Below are 23,172 nucleotides of genomic sequence, written 5' to 3'. Positions count from 1 at the left end.
AATCCTGATGACCGATCTGGACCCCCGTCAGCACATGCTCAGCACCCGCCGCCACTTGTGGGACGTTTCGGGTGCTGCGGTCTCCAGGCCCGTCACCTTCGCGGAGGAGGCCGCCGAGCACCGGGAAAGCCTGGCCGACCTGCAAAGTGCTGAGCGTGTCGCCATATCCGGAACCGAAGTCCTGGTGAGCGCAGCCCTGCTGAAGGAGTTTGCCGCCCGGCTGCGGCACGACCTGGCGCACGGGGCCCTCGACCAGGAGGCCGAACAGCTCGCACAGGTCGCAGCCAGCCTTGCCGAGAGACTGTACAAGGCCGGAGGCCTGAGCGACTGATGCGCGTCCTCACCCTCTCCACGGCATGGGCGGGCCACAGCGGCGGAGTGACCGTTAACCGTGAACTGTCGCTCGCCCTTGCCGACCTGGGCCACGACGTCACCGCACGGGTCAGTGTGCCCAGTCCATCGCACCCGCGAGTCAACGTCCAAGGACTCGAGCCGGTCCTGGGAATCACTGACGAACGCGGCCAGCTTCTGCGGGCTGACGGGCTGCCGCGGAACATCGACGTCATCGTCGGGCACGGGCGTTTCACCGGCGGCGCCGCCTCCTACCTGCGCGACCAGTTCTACCCGCAGGCCAAAGTCGTGCATATCGTGCACGCTCTCACCGACGAACTCGACCGGCTGCGCGACGACCCCATGCAAGCGACCGAGCATGCCAATACCGAACGCCTCCTTATCGGCAAGGCCGACGTTGCCATGGGCCTGGGCCCGCTGCTGACCGACGACGCTGCGCGCCTGGCACGCATGTCCCCGACGCCGCCGGTGGTCGCCGAAATGCCACCGGGCGTCATCCTGGGCGAACCGCCCTCGCCTTCCCCGGCGCAGGGCCGCCTCAACCTCCTGCTGTTCGGCAGGGCCGACGACCCGCTGAAGGGAGCCAGGCTGGCAGCGGAGGCTGCCGGGCAGCTTCACTCCCAGGGCATGAACCTCCAGCTGACCGTGCTCGGCGCACAGCCATCCCAGCTGCGTGTCCAAGAACGTGCCCTATCAGACGTTGCGGGGTTCCCCGTGAAAGTCAAGCCGTTCACTCCGGACCGTGCGCTCATAGAGGCGGAGATCCGCGGGGCCGATCTCGTCCTGATGCCCTCGAAACATGAAGGCTTCGGCCTCGTGGCCACCGAGGCCGCCGGCTTCGGCGTGCCGGTCTCGGTCGCAAGCAACACCGGCGTGGGCATGTTCTTCGGCGACGCTCGCCGCGTGCCGGAGCACTTGGGACAGCCTTCCGTCGTGCAAAGCCCCCTGCAGGCCGACGACAAACAGCTCGCCCAGCTGTGGGCCGGGCACATCAAGAGCCGTTTGGACCCTGATGCCCTGGCACAGACGCGTGCCCGCGCCCTGGAGCTGCAAGAGCTCCTGGGCAAGAACTACACCTGGCAGCACTCGGCCGAGGCGATGCTGGACAGCATCGCTCAGGTGCCTTCCGCAAGCCGTGCCGCTGCCAGGGGACAGGCGCGCGTGGCGGTGACCGCGAGGGATGAGGCGGCCAGCAATGCAGCCTTGCTGGCCGCAGAGGGTTTCAGAGGGACGCCGTCCGCCCGCCTGGCGGCGTCTCGCCCTGGGCAGCAGGCTCCGGGTCACCAGCAGATGCCTGGCGCTCACCGTCACTTGGATCAGCAGCTGGATCGCTGAACGCGGAGCCGAGCCAGAGCAGTGGGTCGGAATCAGCCAGCGGCAGTGAGTCGAGCTGGCGATGCTCGCCAGGCTTGCACGCCATGAACGGGCCGCTGTCTTTCGACATCAGGACGCTGAGGTGGGGGTCGCAGTGGTAGAGCCACCAGTTCGACATGGTGCCTTCGGCTACGGCCTTCTCCCACTCCTGCCACATTGCGTTGAGACGGCTGATCGCCTCGGCGTGCCGGTACCACTGCGAGCACCATGTCAAGGAGCCGCCGAAACGTCGCCGGATGATCTGGGCCAGGTGCTTGTGGAGCCAGGTCTCCAGATCTGCGTAGACAGGTCTGGGCGGTTCTTCCTCGCCTGCCGCAGCAGGTGCCCGGACAGAGCCGGCCTCGTCCTCGTCGAGGGCGGGACCGGGCTCCCAGTCGTCGTCAGCGTCCAGCATCAGCCGTCCTCCGCATCGTCGGCGGGGAGTAGTTCGTGCCTGGGCATCTCCTCTGCCGGGGCGTACTGCGCCAGGGAGGCCCGGACCTTCTCCGCATGGGGACCGTGCTGCCACGGCTCGGTCTCGATGAGTACCGGGCGGGTGCCGGAGGCGAACAGCAGCGCCCGGCCGCGCGGGAGCGCAGCGAGGTCGGCAATCTCCAGGATCTTCTCCGTGCGGGTGGAGATGGAGGTGGAGCGCGAGGCCATGGAGCCACGCTGAATGCTGATGCTGGTGGTCTCCGGTTCGAAGTCACCGAGCAACTGGGACAGATCGCCGAGGAACTGGATCTCGGAGACGCCACCGCCGTAGACGCGAATGTTGGCGGCGGACCACAGCTTCTTCATGCCGTACTCACCCCACACCACGACGCCTTGGGACCAGGACTGCAGGATGGTCATCAGGGGGATGCCGCGGGACCCGTAATGGCTGTAGAGGTCGGGGAGGTCCTTCCAGCGGCAGACGTTGGCGGCCTCGTCCAGAACGCCGAGCATGGGCACGCGCAGGCGGCCGCCGGGGCTGCGGGTGGCCAGCTCCTCGGCGGCCTCGATGGTGGCCACGGTCAGCGCGGTCACCAGCGGGCCGGCGGTGCCCTGGCCCTCGCGGGAGAGCGAGTACAGCGTGCCCGTGCCCGAGACGAAGGTATGCGGGTTGAACTCCGGGCGCTTGGTCTTCGGGTCGGGGGTGACCCACCGGGTGATGGCCGGGTTCACCAGAAAACCGATGGACTTCTTCGCGGTTCCGTAGACGCCGGCGCGTTGTTTGTCAGGGGAGTTGATGACGCCCTGGACACCGTCGGCTGCCAACTCGTGCCCGGCCGCACGCAGGATGTCCACCGGCGTGGTGTCCGTCGGGTCCGACACCCACGAATACAGCTTCGTGATGGGCTGTTGGCCCTCGGTTGCGGCCAGGATCAGGAAGGCCAGCAACGCCTGGCCTTCCGGGTCGAAGAAGGCGTCGGTCTTGGCGTCCGGCTCCTTGCTGTAGGCGGCGAAAATGCTCGCGAGTTTGACCGCCTTCTCGATGTCCGTCACGTACGACAGGGGGTTCCACCACCAGGTGGGATCCTCCCCGACGACCTTCTGCGGGTCGAAGACCCACACGTCACCGGCGTCGTCCCGGCAGGCCCTCGTCGCGTCGACGATGTCGCGCTTGTTGCTTGTCACCAGCACGGCGCCGGGCGCGTCGAGGATCGCGGGAATGGCGCGGCTCGTAGTTTTCCCAGTCCTCGGTCCCCAGATGTCGACGTGCATGTCCTCCCAGGAGCCGTACAGCGGCTGGCCGGTGCCGCGGGCCCGGCCGATGCGCACGCCGGGGTGGGTGGCGGGGGCGCCGAGCCGGGCGGCGGTGGCGGCCGCGCCCTGGAGGGAGAGCGTGGTCTGCTCACGGCGGTTGGCCAGGTGCCGGGCGGCGGCGTCCACGCTCACCCGCGGCTGTTTCAGCCGCCGCACCAGCCACCAGACGAGGGCGGTCAGCACGGCGACGACGACCGTCTCGGCGACCGCAACAAGGGTGGCGGCCGTCCCGGGCCACGACGCCTTGCCCGCCAGCACGTTGATGACGGCCGTGAACGGGTTTGCGCTCGGACGGGGCGTGTCGCTGAGGGCCGCACCGGCGAGCATCGCCAGCCACGCCCCCACCACGACCGCGAGGAGTGTGCCCAGGAGGGCCACGACGATGTACGGCGTGACCTCGGAGGGGCCGCGCTTGTTGCGGGTGACACTCACCGGCCACCCCCCGCCGTTGCCGGCATCGTCCAGCGCTTGTTGGTGTTGTTGACCTCCAACTCGGCCTGGGTCAGCTCGACATGGAAGGGGATGCCCGGCCGGCCGCCCACCTTCGCCAGGAACTTTCCGCGGCCGGGCGGGTCGGCCTCGCGGCCGCGCAGGGAGTCCCAGGAGGGCGGGGTGGACCAGTCCACGATCATGCGCTGCTCGCGCTGCGACATGCGGACGACCTGCGTCAGGGACGGCATTTCGGCGTCGGGCAGGCCCGCGCAGACCACCATGCCCGAGCGCTCGGCGAATCCCTTGGCCTTCATCCGGTCGGACTCGTCGGGCACGGCCAGGAAGTCGTTCATGGTGTGGGTGATCATCACCTGGCCGATGCCCTGCTGGCGGTTGAGGCGGGTCAGCGCATCCACCCGCTGCACCAGCCCCTTGCCCGCCTGCAGGACGCGCCAGAGTTCGTCGAGCACCACAAAGAAGTGGCGTTGGGGGCCCAGGCCGGCGTCGGCCAGGGCATGAGCGGCCTCCACCGCCGCGAAACCGTCGCTCCAGCAGGCCAGCAGAGTTGCGGCCTGCAGCTCGGTATCGGCATCGTCGATGCTGCTGATGTCGATGCACACCCCACCGGGGGAGTCCAGGCGGATGGGGTGGGACGTCTGCCGGGCGAAGGACTCGCCCATGGGCCCGTCCAGCAGGCCCAGCAGCGAGGCGTGCAGAGCGTCGACCGCCGCCCGGTAGCGGTCTTCGCTGCCCCGGGCGAGGGTGATGTTGCGCAGGGCCTCGGGGCCCTGGTCGATCACACGGATCAGGTCCGGGAGGATCGGCACTCCGTCGTGCCGCTCCTCCAAAATCCGCAACGCGGTGTTGAGGACGGTGCGTTCCTGGTCCACGACGGGCACTCCGCGCAACAGCGTCACCAGCGCGCTCACCACGTTCAGCCGGCGGCCCCGGCCCTGGGCCAGGAGGTGCTCACGGGCCGTCCCGGACAGGCGTGCCGCTGCGGCGGCGGTCTCCCCGGGGTCGAGGATGTTGAGCGAGCCCAGTCCGCGGCCGAGTTTGACAATCTGACCGCCCATCGCACGGATCAGATCGACATAGTCGGGTTTGAGGTCGCCCAGGACCATCGGATAGACGCCGTACCCGGCCAGGCCCAGCACCCAGCGCCGCACGAGCGTCGATTTGCCCAGGCCCGGCTTGCCCAGAACCAGGGCGGAAGGGTTGTGGATCAGACCGGCCCGCTGGAACCACGAGATCGGATCCATGCACAACGTGGCACCGGATTCCAGGACGCGGCCGACCGGCACCCCGCGCATCGGGGTGCCGCTGCCCGCCGCCCACGGCCACAGGCCGCAGACCTGCACGGTCGTGCCCCGCCACTCCGGCGGCGCCTCCACCAAAGACGCCTTGCCTCCGCCACGGCCGGGAAAGCCGCGCACTCCCGGTCTGCGCACGGTGTTCTGCTTCGCCATCAAGTCCCCCCTTGTGTCTACGAGGCGTCGCGTATCGCCTGCGGCACGCGCAGATGATCCGGCAGCACGATTCCAATCGGCAGCGCCGCGGCGAACGCCGACGCCTGCGAGCCGTACATCCGGCGCAGCTGCACCCGCGTCGGCGGCGCGAGGACATCCACCGCCGCCGCGGCGGTCGGCAGTTCCTCGGGGGAGTTGACGGTGGCGGTCACCAGCATCGCGAACCGCGTCAGACCGGCCCCCTTGGCCTCCTCGCGGGCGGACTGCTCGGCCGCGGCCACCGCCACGGTGTCGCGCGCGGCCGGCTTGCTCCCGCCCATCTTGAACCGCGCATCGCGCCGGTCCCGCTCGACGAGTTTCGCCGCGGTCGCCGGATCGTGCGGCCGGTACAGGAGAGTCACCCTTTTCCGGGCGATGTCGCGGTGCGGGGCGAGCAGCCCGGTCAGCACACTGGAGAGCACCTCACCACGCGGCGCCTCGCTCATCCCCCAGGTGATGGACGCCGCGGAGTCGTGAACGTAGTGCCCCCAGGACTCCTGCGCGGCGACCGGACCGGCATCCTGCCAGGTCAGCCCGGAGCCGCCAGCAGTCTGGGACTGCTCGATGAGGACCTGCACCGTGGGGTCGTAGGCCACGCGGACCATCTCCGCCAGTTGCTGGGCGGTCATCGGCCGGGCCTCACCGGCCCCGGTCATCCCCAGGTGGGAGGACAGGCCCGGCAGCCGGGTACCGATCTCCCGCGCCATCTCGGCGTGGTCACGGCGCTTGGCCCCCGGCCGCGGCGACGCCGAATACGTCACCGACACACGGGCGTTGACCAGGGCCGAACCGGCCGGATAGGTGTTCACCACCTCGCGCAGCACCTCCTGCGCGAGCGCAGGGGCGCCCGACTGCAGCTGCCCCTCGACCTCCCGGGCGAGCCGTGTACCGGGGTCGGGTGCCGTCTCGATCGAGACAGACGCGGCCACCAGCGACGGCTCATGCGCCAGCGAGGCCAACCAGCTGCCCCAGTAGGCCACCCAGGTGTCCACCTGGTCGGGGTCCACCAGCGCGGCGCCATCGGCACCGCACTCGAACACCGCCGTGTAGTGCCCGGTGCTGGGAATCGCGATCAGCCCGAACGGGCGGCCGTAGGAGTCCTCGGCCTCGTAGACCGAGGACGCAGCCGCAAGGCCCGGCAGACGGAACGTGCCATGCGCCGCCGTCCCCAGGGGGCCGGAGCGGTAAATGTGCTGCCCGGCCGAGCGACCCCGGCGCCAGGCGAAACGAGCGATGGAGCGCTGCAAAAGAGTCCTTCCATGGCGGTCCCTGAACAACAGCGGTAGGAGAGTGAGCCCGAGCAGGAGGAGAACGACCAGGCCGGCGACGAGGGAGAACATCATCACCAGGACGGTGACGACCAGGCCGCCGAGCAGGATGATCGATCCGGCGAGCCCCAGACTGCCGATGCCCGGCGACGTCGGGCGCCGCCAGTTGCCATAGGTCCGCTCTGCCACATCACGCGCCACTGGGACCGTCCTCTCCCGCCGAGCCCTCGATTGCCCCCTGGGCGGCCTGCTTGGCCTCGTTCACCTTCTGCAATGCCACCCCGGCACCCATCCCGACAGGACCCGCGGCTGCTGCCGCACCACCGGCCGCACCGGAGGCAGCACCAGCTCCCGTCGCCCCGCCAACGCTCGCACCCCCAGTTGCCCCACCGGTTGCACCACCGGCACCGGCTCCCGCCGTGGCCCCACCGCCGGCACCTTCCGGCCCGCCCGACGGCAAGGAAGCGGCACCCTCGCTGCCGGCCAGGGCCTGTCCGCCCTCGCCCCCACTGGGCGACCCGCCGCCCGAGGGCCCCTGAGAAGACGTCGGTTCCTCGCCCTGACCGCCGGAAGGACCGCCACCGGCGGCAGCCTTGTTCGACCCCGTGGGCCCGCCGCCCGATGCACCACCGGCGGAACCTCCGTCACTGCCGCCGGACGCGCTGCCCGCGCCGCTGCGAGAAGCAATCATGCGTGCTCCCGTGGCGACACCCGCACCGGCCAGCGCCGCCCCCGCGCCCGAGCCCGAACCAGTGGTCTGGGAGACAGCGGGCACAATGAATCGCATCAGCGCCGGCAGCGCCGCCACCGCCATAATGATCATTGCCAGACCCGCCAATACAGACGTGACGTCGTCCTGCTTCATGCTGACGATGGCGTAGGCATAGATCGTCGCGGCGACCGGTTTATAGAGAACGAAGGCGATCAGCCAGCCAACGGCCTTCTTGTACATCGATTTCCCGTTCTCCGTCCCGGACAGGGAAGCAGCCACGGGCAGTGTGCCGACCAGCAGGCCGAGCATCGCGTAGCGCACGAGCATCAAGATCAGCTGAATAATGCACGAGATGATGCCGAAGAGGCCCATCACGATGACGAGGAAGGCGGCTAGGCCGCTCGTCGAAAGAACGGCCAAGTTCTTCATTGCGGTGCTGAATTGGGATGCGCCCGTGTCCGTGAGATTGGTACCTCCGCTGGCGTCGACCTTGAGGGCCTTTTCCAGGATCCACGTCGAGAAGTAGTCACCGAATTCCGTCGCCAGGGTGACGGCGGCGACGGAGCAGCCAGTGACGATCACCAGGCGGACGAGCCCTTGCAGGGCCTCCTTTGCTGGCTCGCCCCTGCGTTCCCACGCCAGCCGTCCGGCCGCGATGAGCAACCCCAGCACGGCGAAGAAGGTGGTGAGCCAGTGTGTGTACTCCCACAGGAAGGCGACGGGACCCACCGGGTTTCCGGTCGTCGCGGAGCCGAGTTTTGGTGTGGGGATATCGACCCACATCGAGGAGATGGTTCCGATGATGTCGGCTTGAGCTGTCTGGATGGCGGAAGCGATTTCGCCGATGATTCCCTTGGCTGCCGAACCAGCCGAGCATTTGAGGGGATGGAAGACGTAGTTACACATCAGCGGTCACGCCTCCCAGTCGCGATATGCCGTTCATGAAACGCCGCTCCACGGGATGTAGCCCGCCGTGCTTGTCACCTGGCTCACGTTCGAGCTGTCCGCGCCGTTGTCCTGGAGCTGAAGTTTCCAGTCCCCGTCCATCCACTTCACGGTGAACGTCGCCACGTTGTAGGTGCCGTTGTTCATCCGGCTGACCAGGTTGATGACAGCCGTATCAGGGGTGTAGCTGGCGAACTGAAAGGCGGCCAGTTGCCCGTCGGCGGTGCCGGTACCGACCTCTGGCCCGGCCAGTTCTTTCAGACCGCGGTCCACGCCCGGACCGGGAACCGCCTGGGCCTTGAGGATCTGGATCGCGTCGGCGTTGGACGCCACGCCCAGGCGGTCGCCGATCTGTGAGGCGGCGATCAGTGCGCCGAGCGGGGTGTGGGCATAGCAGCGGGCGACGGGGCCCTCGATCTTGCCTGGTCCGGCGCTCGGCGAGGTGGGCATTGCGTCACCCTTGATGAGCTGCCAGGTCACGCCCTTGGGCGTGCTGGTGGGTGGTGTCTGGTTGGTGTCTGTCAGCCCGCAGGAGTTGCCGGTGACGGCCGGGCTGCTGGCGGGCGCGGGCCGGGCGCCGGTGGAAGGCTGTGACTCAGAGGCCGCGGGCGTGTTGCTCTTGCCGGAGCTGTCGGTGGTGATGACGACGATGGCCAGGACTGCCACCAGGCCGAGGAAAACCGCGGCGGCAATGAAGCCGCGGCGGCGGAACGGACCGGGCTTGTCATCCCCCGTGGGCAGGTCGTTGATGCTCACAAGTACCCCCTCTTGGTTCGGTTTGTTAGCCGGCGGTGACCAGCGCACCGACCAGTGCGGAGGCGGAGCCGACTATGACGCAGGCCCCCATGACGTAGGCGAGGCCGGTCATGTGCTGGCCGCCCTCCCCGCGCTGGTGCATCAGGGCCATGCGGCCGGCGACGATCAGCAGGCCGGCGACACACACTCCGCACACGGCCCACGCCACCCACTGGAGGATCAGGACCAGGCCCTTGGTGTGCGGGGGCGTGGTGCCGGTGCCCGGGTTGGGGATGTCGTCGGCCAGGTAGAGGTGGGTGTGGCTGGCCACCGCATGTGCAAGATCAAGCATGTCGAGCGCCTCCAGAGACGATGTGGTGAAGGTCCAGGCCGAGTTGGCGGACCGCCGGGTGGCCCGGAGGGAGGGGAGCTCCGCGCCGCAGATCCTCGATCCAGGGGATCTGCCAAACGCGCGGGAAGCCCCCGGCGACCAGCAGCGCGAGGTCGCGCAGCTCGCGGGGAAGCCTGCCGGGTGCGTCGGCGACCTGGACCAGGCCCAGTACCTCGACGCCCTCGGGCGCCTGGGCGGATGCCCACTGGCGGCCGACGAGCTGAGCTCTGGTCAGGCCGTAGTAATGGGTTCGGGCGACCAGCACGACCCGGGCCAGGGCCGGCCGCGGCGGCGCGGGCCAGTAGCCGCCCGACTCCGCCCCTGATGAGCCGACCGCCGTGGCGAGCGTGGTGGTCCCCGCCCCGCCGTGGCAAGAAACCCACCAGAACGCAGGTTCCACGCCTGGGGGTATCGCGAAGACCGGCAAGCCGCCGACCGGCTTCGGAACCGTCGCGGGCTGCGGACGGTGAGGCCCCGTCAGGCGCGCCGGTGCTGCAGCAGGAATATCCACCCCTTGATGACCAGACGAGTCAGTCTGCTCGGATTTGGTAACCCATGGGTTCGTTTCGTGCAATTGACACCCACCCCTCCCCGGCCAGCGAGTTTAAGCGACCCAAGTGACAGAGGGCACGGGGATTATGACGTGATGTAAGCAGGTTCAAGGGCTATGGTCGTAGACCCGTGTCCTGTTCTGTGACACGTGGGGGGAGTCGGGTGCCACTGAGGGGGAGGCAGGGTGGCCGGAGAAATATGCGCGGACATACGTAACACGCGCTATGGCCTCATAGTTGGCCATAGCAGACACGTGGCCCGTTGGGGGTGTGCCACGTGAATGCCGCGAAAGGCTGCGTTTTCTACGCGCTCGCTGCCTGTGTGGCATTCGTTTTCAGCCTCATCATGCTGCTGACCCTGGTGGCCGGCGGCGAAAGCTCGTCCATCACGTCCAACGGCACGCTCGGGCTGAACACGAGCAAGGTCCCCGCGAAGTACGTCAACCTGGTCATGGAAGCCGGGACGATGTGCAAGACCGTCAGCCCGCCGCTGATCGCTGCTCAGATCGAGTCCGAGAGCTCATGGGATCCGGGCGCCATCTCCCGTGACCCTGTGACCCACGAGCCGATCGCCTACGGCATCTCGCAGTTCATCCCAGCGACGTGGACCCAGTACGGCCGGGACGAGAACAACGATGGCACGGCGGACCCGATGGACCCGCAGGACGCCATACCGGCGCAGGGCCGCTACGACTGTGCCGTCGCCAAGGACGTCGCCAACGTCCCCGGCGACCCCGTGGCCAACATGCTCGCCGCCTACAACGCGGGCCCGCAGGCCGTGATCAACGCGAACGGGGTGCCCAACATCAGCGAGACTCAGGACTACGTCAAATCCATCAAGGCTGCCATGGCCAAGTACACCGCGGCGCTCAGCGACCAGCCCGCGTCCAGTTTCGGCCTCGGGGTCATCGCCGCTGCAGAGAAGCAGCTCGACATCCCCTACGTCTGGGGCGGCGGTGACATTACCGGCCCCAGCGACGGCGGCTTCGACTGCTCCGGACTCGTCCTGTACGCGGTCTACCAGGCATCGGGCGGCAAGATCGAGCTGCCGCACTCCTCCCAGAGCCAGGCCACCATGGGCCGTGAGATCCCGCGGGACCAGATGCAGCCCGGGGATGTCATCGCGATCCAGACCGAGCCGGGCGATTACAGCCACGTCGTCATCTACTACGGCGGCGGCAAGATCATCGAAGCCCCGCGCCCGGGGCGCAATGTACGGATAGCCCCCCTCAGTGAGTACGACGGCATGCAGCAGACCGTACGGAGGTTCGGATGACCAACGCACTGCGCCGCGCCACCGCGGCAGCCGCCGCCTTCACAGCCCTGACAACGGCCGGCTGTTCCAGCAGCCACACCGCGGCGAAACCAGCGGGCAACACCGCGCTCCCCACAACAGAAAGCACCACATCCGCGAGCCTGCGCCCGCTGCCGCCCGGCACCTCGGGCACGCCGCCGGTGTCCCTGCCCGCGCCGTCCACCGTCAAGACGCAGGACCCCGATGCGGTCAGCCAGGCCGCCCTCACCATCCAGTGGACGATGGACACCACCATCGACACCTCGCAGCACGACGCCGAACTGCGCTCCGCTGCATTCCTGGAGCCGCACTACCTCGCCACCATCAAGGCGAACCCGCCGATGGCCGCACCGGGCGCCCGGTGGATCGAATGGGCCCGCCACCGCGTCTACACCACCGTGGCCACCCAACCTCTTCACGACCAGCGGCCGGCGGACTCGCCGACCATGGCCCGCCGTCAATGGCTCGTCACTGTCACCCCGCACGGCCGCGACCGGTGGACCGGACGCCCCGTCAGCTCCACGGTCTTCGTCACCATGACCCGTTCCGGCACCGACCCCTGGCTCGTTTCCGCGATCACCGTCTCGTCATGAGGACCACGCCATGACCACACCGTATGCCGACATTCCCGCTCTCCCCGTGTTCACCCTCGTCACCACTGCGGACGGCCAGGCGCGGGTGGACGGCACGCCGCTCGACGTCCCCGTCGGCGTCGACCCCCGTGTCGTCGCCGCCAACGCGGTCATCGCCCAGGCACAGCTCATCGGCCGCGCCGTCCGCGCGGAGCTCCATGACGCCGAGGGCCTGATATGGCCGCTGATCGTCACCCCCGACGGCGGTGTCCTCCAAGGCAACCGCCCGCTGAGGCCCCCCGCCGAGGAGACCGCGGTTGCCGAACCCGCGCCCGCCGCGCAGCACCAGGCGCCGCCCGTTCACGAGCGCCCACCGGGGAATGTCCTCGCGCAGCCTGCCGCCGCCCCACAACTCGCAGTTGACCCCCAGTCTGTTCCCGCCTGGCCGCTTGTCACGATCGTCATGACCCAGGACGGCACGGTTCTGGTCAACGATGCGGCCGTGCCGGTGCCGGCCGGCAGCGACCCCCGCGCCGCAGGAGTGGTCGCGGCCGCCGAGCACGTCACCCGCCTCGGGCTGACCCGCTCGGTCCGCGCCCGCGCGATGGAACCGGACGGCACTGTCTGGCCACTGCTCATCCACCCCGACGGCACAGCCACCCCCGCCGGAGAAGCGATTCGGCCCGAGCGCCGCCGCTGGCTGCGCCGTAAGAACTGACCCGGTGGAGCGCGCCCGGCATCCGACCCGGCTACGTGACACGACCGGGCAGCGGCCGCCGGAGTCCCGCTGAAAGCCGGATCCAAGAAGAGGGCCAGCACTGAGTCGGCAAGGAGCTGTTCAAGGGGGATTGTGTGTGTGGGAGAGCGGTTCACAATGCCGGCTGCGGTCCGTGGCCATTGGCTGATCGACGGGGCCGACGACTACCGGGTCCGTGAGACAAAGGCCGAGGCCGATGCTCGGCGGTCAGCCGCGAGGTCGCGGTCGGCGGGCCTCCAGTGGCCGGACAGCGGCGGTCCGCAGAGCGTGCTCCAAGCACTCCGGGGGTGCAATGCAGGCGGTCGACGCTGAACCTCCGCGAGTTCGCGATTTCCGAAGGGCGCTCGGAACGAACCCACCGGTTCAGGACGGAAGTTCGCCTGGATGGACATGGCGGTTCAGGCATCGCTTCATGCTGCGGCGATGCCTCGGGTCAATCGAGAGCTGGAGAGACCTGCCGTCGGGAGAGAGCCAGCCGGCGCCGCTCTTGGTCGATTTCTGTGATGACAACCGTAATCTTGTCGCCGACCTGGACGGCATCCTCTGGAGTCTCCACGGGCGTCCGTGTGAGTTCTCGCAGATGAACCAGTCCCTCGATACCGTTGGCGACTTGGACGAAGGCGCCGAACGGAACCAGCTTGGTGACCCGTCCCTGCAGCGTCTTCCCCACCGCAGTGCCGTCGGCAAACGTCTGGAAAGGGTCGGGCTGCGTTGCTCGCAAGGACAGCCTGGCCTCTCCGTTCCATGTGTCGAACTGGAGGAACACGCACGAAACGCGCTGCCCCACGTGAAGAATTTCCGAAGCTGTCTCGAATCGTCGCCAGGACAGTTCGGGGAGCGCGATGAACCCGACGCCGGGGAAGACCGGATGGTCAGGGCCGTCATCCAGTGCCACGAACACACCGAACCGTTCGATCGACGCGACCCTTCCTGAAAGTATCCCGCCAGCGCGGAGGGATTCCAGGAACGCCCAGAGTTGTGGGTTCTCAGCAGCCAGAAAATCCAGGAAGCCCGGCTGTCAGCCCCTCCGCTCATGCCGCCCGGCCTCTCATGGGGAGCCGTGCCTCAGCCACGAATGGACTCCTGCTCGGTGGCTGAGACGGCGACGGCGGTCGTGTAGCGGAGGCTGGTCTTGGCGCCGAGCGAGAAGACGTGCGCGAGGCGAAGGGGGGCGGCGCCGTTGGCGAGGTCCTCTTCCAGGATGCGGTCCTGCCGCAGCCGGTCGAGGCCTACGGGCAGCGGTTTGACGAGCTTGTCCAGCCAGAACGTGCCCACCGGCGCCGTGGCCGTGTTCCGGCTGATCAGCAAGTGCGGATTGGTGCTGTCCAGCCGGCGACGGTGCCGGTAGTCGAGGTAGGTGGTGATCGCCTCGGCGTTGCGGGGGCCGCCCGCGAGCTGGAGTTCCAGCGGTACGACTCCGGCCCGCCGGGCCGCATCTGTGCCCGCGCCGGGAGAGCCGGACCCGTACGACAAGCCGTAGGAGCCTGGTGCCGAGGAGCCCGAATCCGACGCCCGACCCAGACAGCACCGACGCGTCGGCGGCAGGCTTCGAGCAGACCACCGCGGTGCCTGAATCGGTCCGTTCTGCCCTGTCTGCCCCGGACAACGAAGTTGGATGGACACCGACTGGCGATGCGGACTCCGAGGTCCTTGCCTCCGACCAGAAGTCGGAGGGCGACGAGCCGTCGGCCCGGAACGCGGAGGTGAAACCCGGCACAGGGCAGGAGGGCGGTGCGGAGAAGAGTGCGCGCCGCCCATTCGCAGCGGATGCCGAGGGCCTTGCGTCGGCCCCTGAGTGCGACGGCTCGGCAGAACCGCAAGCCGCAGCCCCGTCGGCAACTCTCGCCGCTGCCAAGGCCCCGGAGGAGGCGGTTGACCCGGGGAAGCCGGGACTTGCCGGCAGGGACGCCGAGGAAGCGGAGCTCGGGGCGAGCCGGACTACGAGGTGCTCTACCCCGACGAGTTTGAGCGGCCGCTCGCCGCCCTCACGCCCGGCCGTGAGTCCGCACGGGCCTGGACCAGCCCGCAGAACCGGCTTCGGCGCAAGAGAAGTTGGACCGCGCCGCCGTATCCGGTGTGGCGGAGGTGCCGGACCTGACGGAAGACTCTGTCGTGCTAGGGGAGTCCGATGATTCTGTAGAACTCGCCGTCGAACACGGCGTCATCGAGGGAGGACATGACCATGGCTGAGGAACAGCCGCAGGAGTCCGCGGTGCCGCTGATACCCAAGGCCCCCGTCCTCGACCCGATCGAGGACAGGGGGTCCGAGGAGGCCGCTGCCCGCGCGGATGCGAGAGCGGACGGTCTGCGTGCGCTGTGGAACATGGGGCCGGCGGCCCTCGGGTTGCCGGAGGACGTCCACGCCGCCGCCGGGGCCGCTCTGCGGGCGGCCGGCGAGCAGGCCGCCGCCGAGGCAGACCAGTACCGCGCGCAGTACGCGGCCGAAGTGGGCAACATCCTCAACAACTTCTTGCACGAGGAAGAGTTGGAGCCCGGACTTCCCACGGAAGCGGGACCGGATGCCGCCGCAGCCGTGCAGCTTGATGCCGATGAGTCCCGGAACGCTGGCTACCTGACCGACTACCGGGCCGGACGACCGCCACGCGATGAGGCAGCCGCCGAGGCATACCGCGAATGGCAGCAACTCGACGCCGAGGATCAGGAGGCAGCCAGCGAGGCGCTCGACCTGGAGAACGAGTACGAGCGCTACCAAGGGGCGCTGACCTGGAACGAGTGGCTCCAGCAGCGCGATGCCCCCGAGTTCGACTCCACCGAGGCGATCGACGACCCCAGCCCGGAGCAGCCCCCGCAGCGGTCTGTGGACGCACGTGCCGAGCGCGGGGAGGAAACCGAGCCAGAAGCGACCGACGACGCCCCGCGGAGCAACGCGGCGGCGGAGACAGCCGAAGTGAATGAAGTGGTAGCACCCGACGGACCACGGTCAGCCGTCGAGCCCAGGCCTGCGGCGACCGCGGAGGACGAGCGCGCCGGGACAGCGCAGGCACCGGTCGAAACGACTGTCGACGTGACGGTGGGCGAGGCTCGCGCTGAGGACCTGCAGGCACCACACAACGTCATTGATGCGCTAGCGGTCATGGCCGTAGCGAATCAGCTGGCCGACGACCCAGGCTTTGTGACCTTTGCCCATGTCATGGCCGCGCTGGACCAACTGCCACAGAGTGGCGCTGCGGATCGCGCCGTGGCCGCCAGCCCGCAGGAGCCACCGGCGGAGCCAATTGCCGCCCTGAACCAGGGGGTTGCCCAGCTCGGCACCGTGGTGGACCCGCCAGACGCGCCGCAGCCGATGCCGGATCTCGGTCTGGCCGGGTTCGAGGCGGTGGAGCAGGCGTATGCCGCAGCCGCTCAGCACGGCCAGGAGTACAACGGTGCCCGCGAGTGGAGGCAGCTCAGTGCGCTGTGGCAGTCGAGTCAGCGGGTCTGGGAGAGCGCCCGCGACGTGCTGCGCCGCTCCGGTGCCCGCGTGGCCGACCGCGTGCGGGGAATCTGCCGGGCCGTCGGCATCCGCGTCGCCGACGGCGTCGCGCGCCTGTCGGACCGCCTCGCCGAGCGTTTGGCCAAGGCCGGCCGTGACGGCTCGCCGGGCCACCGTGCTCTGCGGTCGCTCAGCCAGGCCGCCGAGAACAGCGCGGCCCGCATGGGCGACCGGGCCGAGAACTCCGCCGCCTTCGCGCAGATCACCGACTCCCTCCGGGACCTGCGCACCGGCCTCGCCCGTGGCACGGACGTGGACGGCGTACACCCGGATGCTCCCGCAGGCGACCAGGCACCCGCGACTGCGGACCGCGACAAGGACGCATATCAGCTGGTCAACGAGGCGTTCGGTAGCGCCTCGCGGCACAGCCGCGAGTACAACGGCGCTTCCGAATGGCGCCACTTGACCGCCATGTGGCCGATGGCCGGCCGCGTCCTGGGCGAGCAGCGGGCCGCCGCCCTCGCCCGGTACGGCGCCGACCTGGCCACCGATGTCCGGTGGCAGGGTGCCATGCGCACCGTCGGCGTGCGCGCCCTGGATACCGTCGCGCGCCTCTCCCACGGGCTCGCCGAGCGGCTGGCCAAGGCCGGGCGGTATGACTCGCCCGGGCGGCGCGCGATCCAGGACCTCGGCCACACCGCGCAGCGCGCCGCCTCCACGGTGCGCGGGGACGAGGCCGCCGACCGCGTCGCCGCCTTCGACCGGCTGACAGAGGCGATCCATGACCTTCAGGCCGATCTCGCGCAGGTCCTGGACAACGGGCCCAGCCATGGCGCCGGCGCCGCCGTGCCCTTCGGCGAGCCGTCTCGTCCGCTCCTCGCCGCCGGTGAGGGGCAGCGGGCGGAGACGGCCCGGCCGGACGCCCCTCGCGAGCGGCCCGCAGCAGTGTCGGGCGGGCGGAACACCGGCGCCGGGGTGGGAGAGTAGCTGCCGATGGACAGGGTCACCGGGTGCCGGCGGAGTCGCTGGAGGACGGCGCCCGCTCAGTATTCGGCCCTCTGCCCCACGAGGCCCGCGCACGCCCTCAACAACGCCCGAGAGCTGCGGGATTGCTTGGCGAGCCAGGGTTCTGGTCCAACTTCGCCGGGCGGTCATCCGGCGCTGTGGGTAACCGAGCTGTGCGGGCGGATCGAATGCTCCTGGGAGCTCACTCTTCCCCGTGGTGACTTCCGGCCTCCGGCGATGAGCGCTCGGCGTCGTCCAGGTCGGCGCGGGCCTGACGGTCTTGCATCCTGTGCGGTGCGCTGGCGGTCCTGGGCCTTTGCGAGTTGCCGGGTCAGTTTGCTCGAGCGTCCCCCATCCCGGTCCACTTTCAAATGACGCCTCCACAACATCGGGAATCAGCAGTAGCCGGGCTGCCGGAGAGATTCAGCGGATGTCGCGCAGCATCGCCGTCAAGACCGGCCCGTCCGGTGACGGTTGCTGCTCGCTGATTTTCTCGTAGCCCCACGACTCGTACAGCGCCACCACCTTGCCGCGGCCGGCCTCGGCCAGTAGCTCGTCATGGATGCGGCGGGCGCTGCCCGTCTTCCGCCACGGCACGCGGACCATGATCTCTTTCAGGGCGACTGTTGGTGTGGTCGTCGCGTCCTCTGGCACCACCGGTCGTCGGAAGTAAGCGTATTGACGTAGGCGTACCCGATCGGCTCGTCACCGTCATAGCCGATCACTGCCTCCCACCCCGGGTCCGCGGCGTGGCGGGCGAGCCGTTCGCCGTACCGCTCGACGGAGTAGTGCGGTCGGTGAAGCTGGTCGGCGCGAACCTCGGCATAGACGTCGATCAGTCTTTCCCATACGGGCTCGATGTCGGTGGCATGGCGCAGAACGATGCTGCTGGTGGTCGTCACCCGGCTTCCTTCAGGCGTCGTGGGTGTCCTCGTCCCAAGTGCGTGTGTGCTTGCTGTCGGGCGCGGTGAAGTGGAGCTTATTGCCGAAGGCAGCCAGCATCCCGGCCACTCAGGGGCGTACGCCTCGGCTTGCTCGTGCATGCCCAATGAGAAGTAGGCGGCGACCCCAAGGCCGTCGAGTTTGGCCTGGTCATAGAAGGCGGTCATCCACAGCGAGCGGGGCTCGTCTGGGACGGCCCGCTTCAAGGTGGCCTGCGCGTGCCCGATGCAGCGCTCAACGGCGACGGCGTTGCCGGTCAGGCCGTGGATGGCGGTGTGTATGGTCCGGTGGCGGGCCCCTGCTGGTCTCCGTCCATTCTCCTTGGCACGGCATGGACGGAGCCGGCAGGCTGGTCGCCAGCGCGCACGTTGTAGTGCGGTGGATGGCAACGTATTTCAAGAGGGGTGTGGGTGCGGGGCCCGTCAGCGTGCTGACCTGCACAAACGACACACTGAGCAGGCCTCGAACGGAACGGCGGGCCACACATGGGCCACAGACTCCGGAAGGGTCAGTGTGGGATGCCCTCGATGATGTCCCGCGCCCCCTGCCGCAGCAGCTCGGCGCACACGCGGGTGCCAAGGGTCGCGGGATCGTTGCTGCTCTCGCCCCAGTAGTGGGCGTGGACGAACTTCGAGCCGTCCCGCGAAAAGACCATACCCCGCAGCGACAGCTGGCCGTCCGGCTCCGAGATGCAGTGCCCGGCGATGGGGCTGTTGCAGTGCCCGCGCAGACCGTGCAACATCACGCGCTCGGCGGTGATCTCGGTCATGGTCCGCTCGTCGTTGAGCTGGGACAGCAGACCGGCAACGGCTCCATCGTCTTGGCGGCACTCAAGACCGAGTGTGCCGGCGCCGACAGCAGGCAGCATCTCGTCCACGGTGAAGACCTGGCGACCTCGGTGAGCAATGCCCAGCCGCTCCAGCCCGGACGTGGCGAGCACCATGGCGTCAAGCTTGGTGTCGATCTTGCGCGCCCCGTCGAGCTTCTCGACGCGGGAGCCCACGGCGCCCCGGACCCGTACGACGCTGAGATCGGGACGCACGCGATTGATCTGTGCCTTGCGGCGGACGGCCGAGGTACCGACGACTGCACCGGACGGGAGGTCGTCAAGGGTCTGGCGCTCGGAGCCCTCCGGGAAGAGAAGCACGTCGCGGACGTCATCGCGTGGAAGGTACGCGGCGAAGATCAGCCCCTGCGGCAGCGGCCGGTCCCCCGGCACGTCCTTGACGCAGTGCACCGCCATATCGACAGCACCGCGTTGCAGCAACTGATCGATTTCCTTGACGTACAGGCCCTTCCCGCCGAGCTGGGCCAGATCACCCTGCCACTTGTCCGCCTCTGTGGTGACGGGCACGACCTCGATCTTCAACTCGGGTTCGTGCTTGCGGAGCAGCGTCGATACCTGTTCGACCTGGGCAAGTGCCATGGGTGAGCTGCGAGTTCCGATGCGCAGGGTGCGCTCGGGGAAGTCGTTCATGCTGTCCCCTCCGGGTTCTTGGTCTCAAGATAGGTGGTCGAGCAGCGGCACTGGAGTGAACTGGCGATGCGGGCGGCGATGCGTGGATGCAGAAGCCGCAGGGCGTTCAAGGGGCTTTCCCACCGCCACGCCGTGATCTCGTCGTACTGCAAGATGATTTTGTCCTGGTCGGACGGGTGGAGCCGTGGCCCCGCGAAGACGAACGCCAGCCGGTCGCGACGGCCGGGCTTGGTCGCTTGCAACCATTCGACAGCGATCAAGTCATGGATCTGGTGGTCCAGAACGAGGTTGAGTTCCTCGCGGACCTCCCGCCGGGCCGCGTCCAGCGGGGACTCCCCCTGTTCCACCGCGCCGCCCGGCAGTACCCACGTGGCGTTCTGTCGCGCGGGATAGACGATGAGAAGCCGGTCTTCCGGGTCGGTGATCAGCACGGATGCGGTGATCGGGTGCCCTGGAGGTGGGTTCTTGGTCATCGTGCCAGCCCCATCGGTTCACGAGCATCCATCGCGGCAGTTGCACCCATGCGCAGACGGCCGGTTGCCAGCGCCGCCCCGAGGTACTCCTGGGTGGCTCGCTCAGGAGTGTGCGGAGAGATGGGATCCAGCCCCAGCAAGATGCAGACGGGACAGCCCTCACCGACCATGCGCGACCACTCAGCACCGACGGATGGCAGACGAAGTGAATACGGGGCTCCGGCGATCGTGAGCAGGGCGCCTGAACTACCCAGCAACAGGACGCGGTTGCCTACGTGCCGGATGTTTTCGGCCGGTTCGGCGAGGTCGAGTGCGGCGGACAGGCCGAGCATCTGCTGTTCGACGCTCTCGGCTGTCTCACCTTGGCGACGCGCAGGCGGGTGCCCGATCAGCAGGAAAGCCACGGGCCCGGCGGTGGTGTCTTCGACCCACGTGGACACCACCACCGAGCACAGCAGACCAGGCGTGACACCCGGGACCCGGCTTGACGTCTCAGCGAGTGCGCCATTCATCGTGGGCCTTCCTTCCACGCAGTCGGCAGAACGACAAGGCGACGAACCACGAAACGTGCGGGCGGCCGGGTGCACAGGGGCGCCTCGCGGTTCTCCAACGCGATACTGATCACCCGGCCACCCCCGGGTGACTGTTCTCCCACAGGCGGCTGGCGCACGGTGCGGAACACACCTTCGTCGAGCACGGCATCGCCTTCCCGGATTCGATCGGCACGCACGAAGGCGAAGTAGCGCGTTCTACGGTCTCTGACCGTTCTTCCTGACGGCATGGCTCCAGCCAACCCCCGTCACCCGTTCGCGTCGGGAGCCTGCGCGGGGGCCAGTTGGGGGGCCAGTATGGGGGCCAGCAGCGGACGGCCGGGGAGGGCAACGGATGGCCGAGACGGGCATCGGGGCACTGCTCGCTCAGTTGCGCGATGACCTCGGGTGGTCACAGCAGCGCGTCGCCGACGAGTACAACAAGGTCGAAGGCCGCTCGGCCATGACCGGCAAGGAGATCGGCCGGTACGAGCGCGAATCCCGGGTGCCAACATCCCGCACACGCGGCTTCCTTGCAGTCGTCTTCGGGGTCGATCCACTGACACTCGACCACGCGGCCGGCATCACGAAGCGTCGCAAGGCGGAGGGCCGAAGTCTCAGCTTGCCGACGCCCCGGGACCACCTTCTTGCCCCGCCCTCGCACCGCGCACTGGCGGCGGACGCCTCTGCCTCAGCGCGGTTTTCGCGCTTCATCGCCTCGCGGAACACGGACGCCTGTGCCGTCGAGCAACTCGATGCAGAAGTCTTCTCCCTGGCCCGCCAGTACGTCAGTCATCCGATCTCCGAGCTGTACGCCGGAATCCGCGGCCTGCGCGACGAGACGTTCGACCTGCTGAGAGGACGGCAGCGGCCACAGCAGACTTCGGACCTCTATGTGACGGCGGGCCGCCTGTGCGGTCTTTCAGCCCATGTGTGCCTTGACTTGGGGGACTACGCGTCCGCCATGACTCACGCTTGCACGGCCTGGGCCTGCGCCGAAGAGGCGGACCACAACGGGCTCCGTGCGTGGGTACGGTCGGTGCAGTCACTGATCAGCTTCTGGGACGGCGACCCGAGAACCGCCGCTGACTTCGCTCGTGCCGGCCAGTCCCTCCCCGCACCCGGGAACGTCGGGATCCGACTCGCCAGCCTGGAGGCCCGGGCCCTCAGCATGGCCGGAGACCGCGACGGAGCAACGGCCGCACTGCACCGCGCCGAGCGCGCACGGGACTCGCTGGGTGACGGTGACGAGTTGCCCGGCATGTTCAGCTTCCCGCACGCCAAGCAACTGGCCTACGCCGGAACCACACACCTCTCGTTGGGTGACAGCAACGTACGCCAGGCAATCGGCTGCGCCGCTGCCGCCGTTGATCTCTACCGCGACGCAGACGCCGACGACCGCTCGACCGGAGACCTGCTCGCGGCTCACCTGGACCTTGCCCGCGGCCACATGCTCATGGGAGACATCGATGCGGCCGAGCCCATGCTGACCTTCGTACTCGACAGCCCACCCCCGCTTCTCTCGGCGAGCATCCGTCGTCGGCTGAGCAGTCTCGGCAACGACCTCACGGCAGCCCAGTACCGTGGTTCGTCACACGTCGCGCATCTTCGCGACCGGATCAAGAGCACGGACACGTCCACCGCACTGCCCGCCAACAACTCTCCGGAGCCGATGACGTGACTGATACCCCCGCACGGCATGACGCCGCTGTCACCGACCGTTCGCTCCTGTCCGGCAGCGCCTACAAGAGCGGGCGGGACCTGTTGGCCCGGCAGTCCCTGTATCAGTGGCAGTCACCGCGCTACGACTTGCCCGGCCTCGTCGCGGAGCAACTGCGGGAAATCCGCGGGACGGTGGTGGACGTCGGTTGCGGGAACGGCAAGTTCATCAACCGCCTCCGGCGGGACCGACCCGACCTCCGACTGCTCGGCCTCGACATCTCAGCCGGCATCCTCGGCGAAGTACCCGGACCGGTGGCCGTGGCCGATGCCGCACGGCTGCCACTCCGCGACGCCAGCACGAACGCCGTACTGGCCCTGCACATGCTCTACCACGTGGCAGGCATCCCCACCGCGATCACCGAGTTCGGCCGGGTCCTGGCCAACGGCGGAATCGTCGTCGCATCGACCAACAGCGACCACGACAAGGCGGAGCTCGACGACCTGTGGCAGCGCGCATCCGGAGACATCCTCGGTCGTGACCGAGGCCCGTCACGCATCTCACTCAGCGCCCGATTCTCGCTCGAAAAGGCCCCGTCGCTGCTCGGCACCGTCTTCGGCACGGTGCGCGTGATCGAGCTGCCCGGAACCATCGCCGTAACCGACCCTGCGCCGGTCGTTGCGCACATGGCGTCATACCGCGCATGGGCCGACCAACACGAAGTGCCCTTCGACGAAACGACCCGGCGGGCAGAGCAGATTGTTGCCCAACAGATCGCGAAGCAGGGACAGTTCGAGATCACGTGCCTCGGCGGCCTGCTGATCTGCCGCCGTTGAACTGACCTGGACTTCCTCTCAAAATCCCCGCGTCAACGGCAACCACAGAGAGTCAGCCAGAACGCGCCCGCGCTGTGACGATTACCCGTCACGTGTGTCTCCAGTTATCTAGGGTGAGTGATTCCCTTCAGGTATGTGAGGCAAGTAGGGTGGATCTCTACTTGCCTGCACGATATCTGGGGGGTGTTAAGGCACGTT

Annotated in this window: 23 protein-coding genes; 8 read left to right on the top strand and 15 right to left on the bottom strand. The window is 68.6% G+C overall.

Features of this window, described 5'->3' with window-relative positions:
* Window positions 1-7: 7 nt before the first annotated feature.
* Entirely contained in the window at window positions 8-331 is a 324-nt protein-coding gene (locus tag ACIHFE_RS33770; protein WP_400112785.1) for a hypothetical protein, read from the top strand.
* A complete protein-coding gene (locus ACIHFE_RS33765) occupies window positions 331-1,686 on the top strand; it encodes a glycosyltransferase family 4 protein (RefSeq protein ID WP_400112784.1) in 1,356 nt (451 codons plus the stop codon). The genes ACIHFE_RS33770 and ACIHFE_RS33765 overlap by 1 nt, the downstream gene beginning before the upstream one ends.
* Here the strand turns inward: ACIHFE_RS33765 and ACIHFE_RS33760 are convergent.
* The 8 genes from ACIHFE_RS33760 to ACIHFE_RS33725 are packed head-to-tail and all read right to left on the bottom strand — an operon-like array spanning window position 1,574 to window position 9,844.
* The gene (locus tag ACIHFE_RS33760) at window positions 1,574-2,119 is read right to left on the bottom strand and encodes a DUF4913 domain-containing protein (protein ID WP_400112783.1); all 546 of its coding nucleotides are present in this window, start codon (window positions 2,117-2,119) and stop codon (window positions 1,574-1,576) included. The genes ACIHFE_RS33765 and ACIHFE_RS33760 overlap by 113 nt on opposite strands.
* Window positions 2,119-3,885: a type IV secretory system conjugative DNA transfer family protein gene (locus ACIHFE_RS33755; protein ID WP_400112781.1), complete on the bottom strand. Its 1,767-nt coding sequence runs from the start codon at window positions 3,883-3,885 to the stop codon at window positions 2,119-2,121. The genes ACIHFE_RS33760 and ACIHFE_RS33755 overlap by 1 nt, the downstream gene beginning before the upstream one ends.
* Window positions 3,882-5,354, bottom strand: coding sequence for an ATP/GTP-binding protein (locus tag ACIHFE_RS33750; protein WP_400112780.1), 1,473 nt, complete (start codon window positions 5,352-5,354; stop codon window positions 3,882-3,884). The genes ACIHFE_RS33755 and ACIHFE_RS33750 overlap by 4 nt, the downstream gene beginning before the upstream one ends.
* Before the next feature lie 17 nt (window positions 5,355-5,371).
* Window positions 5,372-6,862 carry an SCO6880 family protein gene (locus tag ACIHFE_RS33745; RefSeq protein WP_400112778.1) on the bottom strand — a complete coding sequence of 497 codons (1,491 nt, stop codon included), beginning with the start codon at window positions 6,860-6,862 and terminating at the stop codon, window positions 5,372-5,374.
* Entirely contained in the window at window positions 6,852-8,279 is a 1,428-nt protein-coding gene (locus ACIHFE_RS33740) for a hypothetical protein (protein ID WP_400112776.1), read from the bottom strand. Before ACIHFE_RS33740 ends, ACIHFE_RS33745 begins: the two co-directional genes overlap by 11 nt.
* Window positions 8,280-8,312: 33 nt before the next feature.
* Window positions 8,313-9,074 (bottom strand): hypothetical protein, encoded by a 762-nt coding sequence (locus ACIHFE_RS33735; RefSeq protein ID WP_400112775.1) that lies wholly within the window; start codon window positions 9,072-9,074, stop codon window positions 8,313-8,315.
* Between the two features lie 25 nt (window positions 9,075-9,099).
* Window positions 9,100-9,405: a hypothetical protein gene (locus ACIHFE_RS33730; protein ID WP_400112773.1), complete on the bottom strand. Its 306-nt coding sequence runs from the start codon at window positions 9,403-9,405 to the stop codon at window positions 9,100-9,102.
* A complete protein-coding gene (locus ACIHFE_RS33725) occupies window positions 9,398-9,844 on the bottom strand; it encodes a DUF6668 family protein (RefSeq protein ID WP_400112770.1) in 447 nt (148 codons plus the stop codon). Before ACIHFE_RS33725 ends, ACIHFE_RS33730 begins: the two co-directional genes overlap by 8 nt.
* A 428-nt stretch (window positions 9,845-10,272) precedes the next feature.
* Between ACIHFE_RS33725 and ACIHFE_RS33720 the strand changes: the two genes are divergently transcribed.
* Genes ACIHFE_RS33720 through ACIHFE_RS33710 form a run of 3 tightly spaced genes read left to right on the top strand, consistent with a single transcriptional unit; the run spans window position 10,273 to window position 12,579 of the window.
* Window positions 10,273-11,271 carry an NlpC/P60 family protein gene (locus tag ACIHFE_RS33720; RefSeq protein WP_400112767.1) on the top strand — a complete coding sequence of 333 codons (999 nt, stop codon included), beginning with the start codon at window positions 10,273-10,275 and terminating at the stop codon, window positions 11,269-11,271.
* Window positions 11,268-11,882 (top strand): hypothetical protein, encoded by a 615-nt coding sequence (locus tag ACIHFE_RS33715; RefSeq protein ID WP_400112764.1) that lies wholly within the window; start codon window positions 11,268-11,270, stop codon window positions 11,880-11,882. Before ACIHFE_RS33720 ends, ACIHFE_RS33715 begins: the two co-directional genes overlap by 4 nt.
* Before the next feature lie 10 nt (window positions 11,883-11,892).
* Window positions 11,893-12,579, top strand: a complete 687-nt coding sequence (locus ACIHFE_RS33710) for a hypothetical protein (protein ID WP_400112762.1) — start codon at window positions 11,893-11,895, stop codon at window positions 12,577-12,579.
* A gap of 472 nt (window positions 12,580-13,051) precedes the next feature.
* Here the strand turns inward: ACIHFE_RS33710 and ACIHFE_RS33705 are convergent, their stop codons facing one another.
* Both ACIHFE_RS33705 and ACIHFE_RS33700 read right to left on the bottom strand, forming a co-directional pair.
* Complete coding sequence (locus tag ACIHFE_RS33705; RefSeq protein WP_400112807.1) at window positions 13,052-13,582, bottom strand: S1 RNA-binding domain-containing protein; 531 nt, start codon at window positions 13,580-13,582, stop codon at window positions 13,052-13,054.
* 101 nt (window positions 13,583-13,683) lie between these two features.
* Complete coding sequence (locus ACIHFE_RS33700; RefSeq protein ID WP_400112760.1) at window positions 13,684-14,091, bottom strand: hypothetical protein; 408 nt, start codon at window positions 14,089-14,091, stop codon at window positions 13,684-13,686.
* Between the two features lie 709 nt (window positions 14,092-14,800).
* Between ACIHFE_RS33700 and ACIHFE_RS33695 the strand changes: the two genes are divergently transcribed.
* The gene (locus ACIHFE_RS33695; RefSeq protein WP_400112758.1) at window positions 14,801-17,038 is read left to right on the top strand and encodes a hypothetical protein; all 2,238 of its coding nucleotides are present in this window, start codon (window positions 14,801-14,803) and stop codon (window positions 17,036-17,038) included.
* A 441-nt stretch (window positions 17,039-17,479) separates the two neighbouring features.
* On the opposite strand, the gene ACIHFE_RS33690 is transcribed toward ACIHFE_RS33695, so the two are convergent.
* The 5 genes from ACIHFE_RS33690 to ACIHFE_RS33670 all read right to left on the bottom strand — a co-directional run bounded on the left by ACIHFE_RS33690 (window position 17,480) and on the right by ACIHFE_RS33670 (window position 20,460).
* Window positions 17,480-17,662, bottom strand: a complete 183-nt coding sequence (locus ACIHFE_RS33690; protein ID WP_400112756.1) for a hypothetical protein — start codon at window positions 17,660-17,662, stop codon at window positions 17,480-17,482.
* Between the two features lie 8 nt (window positions 17,663-17,670).
* The gene (locus ACIHFE_RS33685) at window positions 17,671-17,958 is read right to left on the bottom strand and encodes a hypothetical protein (protein WP_400112754.1); all 288 of its coding nucleotides are present in this window, start codon (window positions 17,956-17,958) and stop codon (window positions 17,671-17,673) included.
* A 548-nt stretch (window positions 17,959-18,506) separates the two neighbouring features.
* Window positions 18,507-19,475, bottom strand: coding sequence for a hydroxymethylbilane synthase (gene hemC, locus ACIHFE_RS33680; RefSeq protein ID WP_400112752.1), 969 nt, complete (start codon window positions 19,473-19,475; stop codon window positions 18,507-18,509).
* Window positions 19,472-19,948, bottom strand: a complete 477-nt coding sequence (locus ACIHFE_RS33675) for an NUDIX domain-containing protein (RefSeq protein WP_400112750.1) — start codon at window positions 19,946-19,948, stop codon at window positions 19,472-19,474. The genes hemC and ACIHFE_RS33675 overlap by 4 nt, the downstream gene beginning before the upstream one ends.
* A complete protein-coding gene (locus ACIHFE_RS33670; protein ID WP_400112748.1) occupies window positions 19,945-20,460 on the bottom strand; it encodes a hypothetical protein in 516 nt (171 codons plus the stop codon). The genes ACIHFE_RS33675 and ACIHFE_RS33670 overlap by 4 nt, the downstream gene beginning before the upstream one ends.
* Before the next feature lie 373 nt (window positions 20,461-20,833).
* Between ACIHFE_RS33670 and ACIHFE_RS33665 the strand changes: the two genes are divergently transcribed.
* Window positions 20,834-22,159: a helix-turn-helix domain-containing protein gene (locus ACIHFE_RS33665; protein WP_400112746.1), complete on the top strand. Its 1,326-nt coding sequence runs from the start codon at window positions 20,834-20,836 to the stop codon at window positions 22,157-22,159.
* The gene (locus tag ACIHFE_RS33660) at window positions 22,156-22,974 is read left to right on the top strand and encodes a class I SAM-dependent methyltransferase (RefSeq protein ID WP_400112745.1); all 819 of its coding nucleotides are present in this window, start codon (window positions 22,156-22,158) and stop codon (window positions 22,972-22,974) included. Before ACIHFE_RS33665 ends, ACIHFE_RS33660 begins: the two co-directional genes overlap by 4 nt.
* The last annotated feature ends 198 nt before the right edge of the window (window positions 22,975-23,172 follow it).

The organism is Streptomyces sp. NPDC052396, assembly GCF_044593195.1.
In the GTDB taxonomy this organism is placed as follows: domain Bacteria; phylum Actinomycetota; class Actinomycetes; order Streptomycetales; family Streptomycetaceae; genus Streptomyces.
This window is presented reverse-complemented; position numbering and strand designations above follow the sequence as displayed.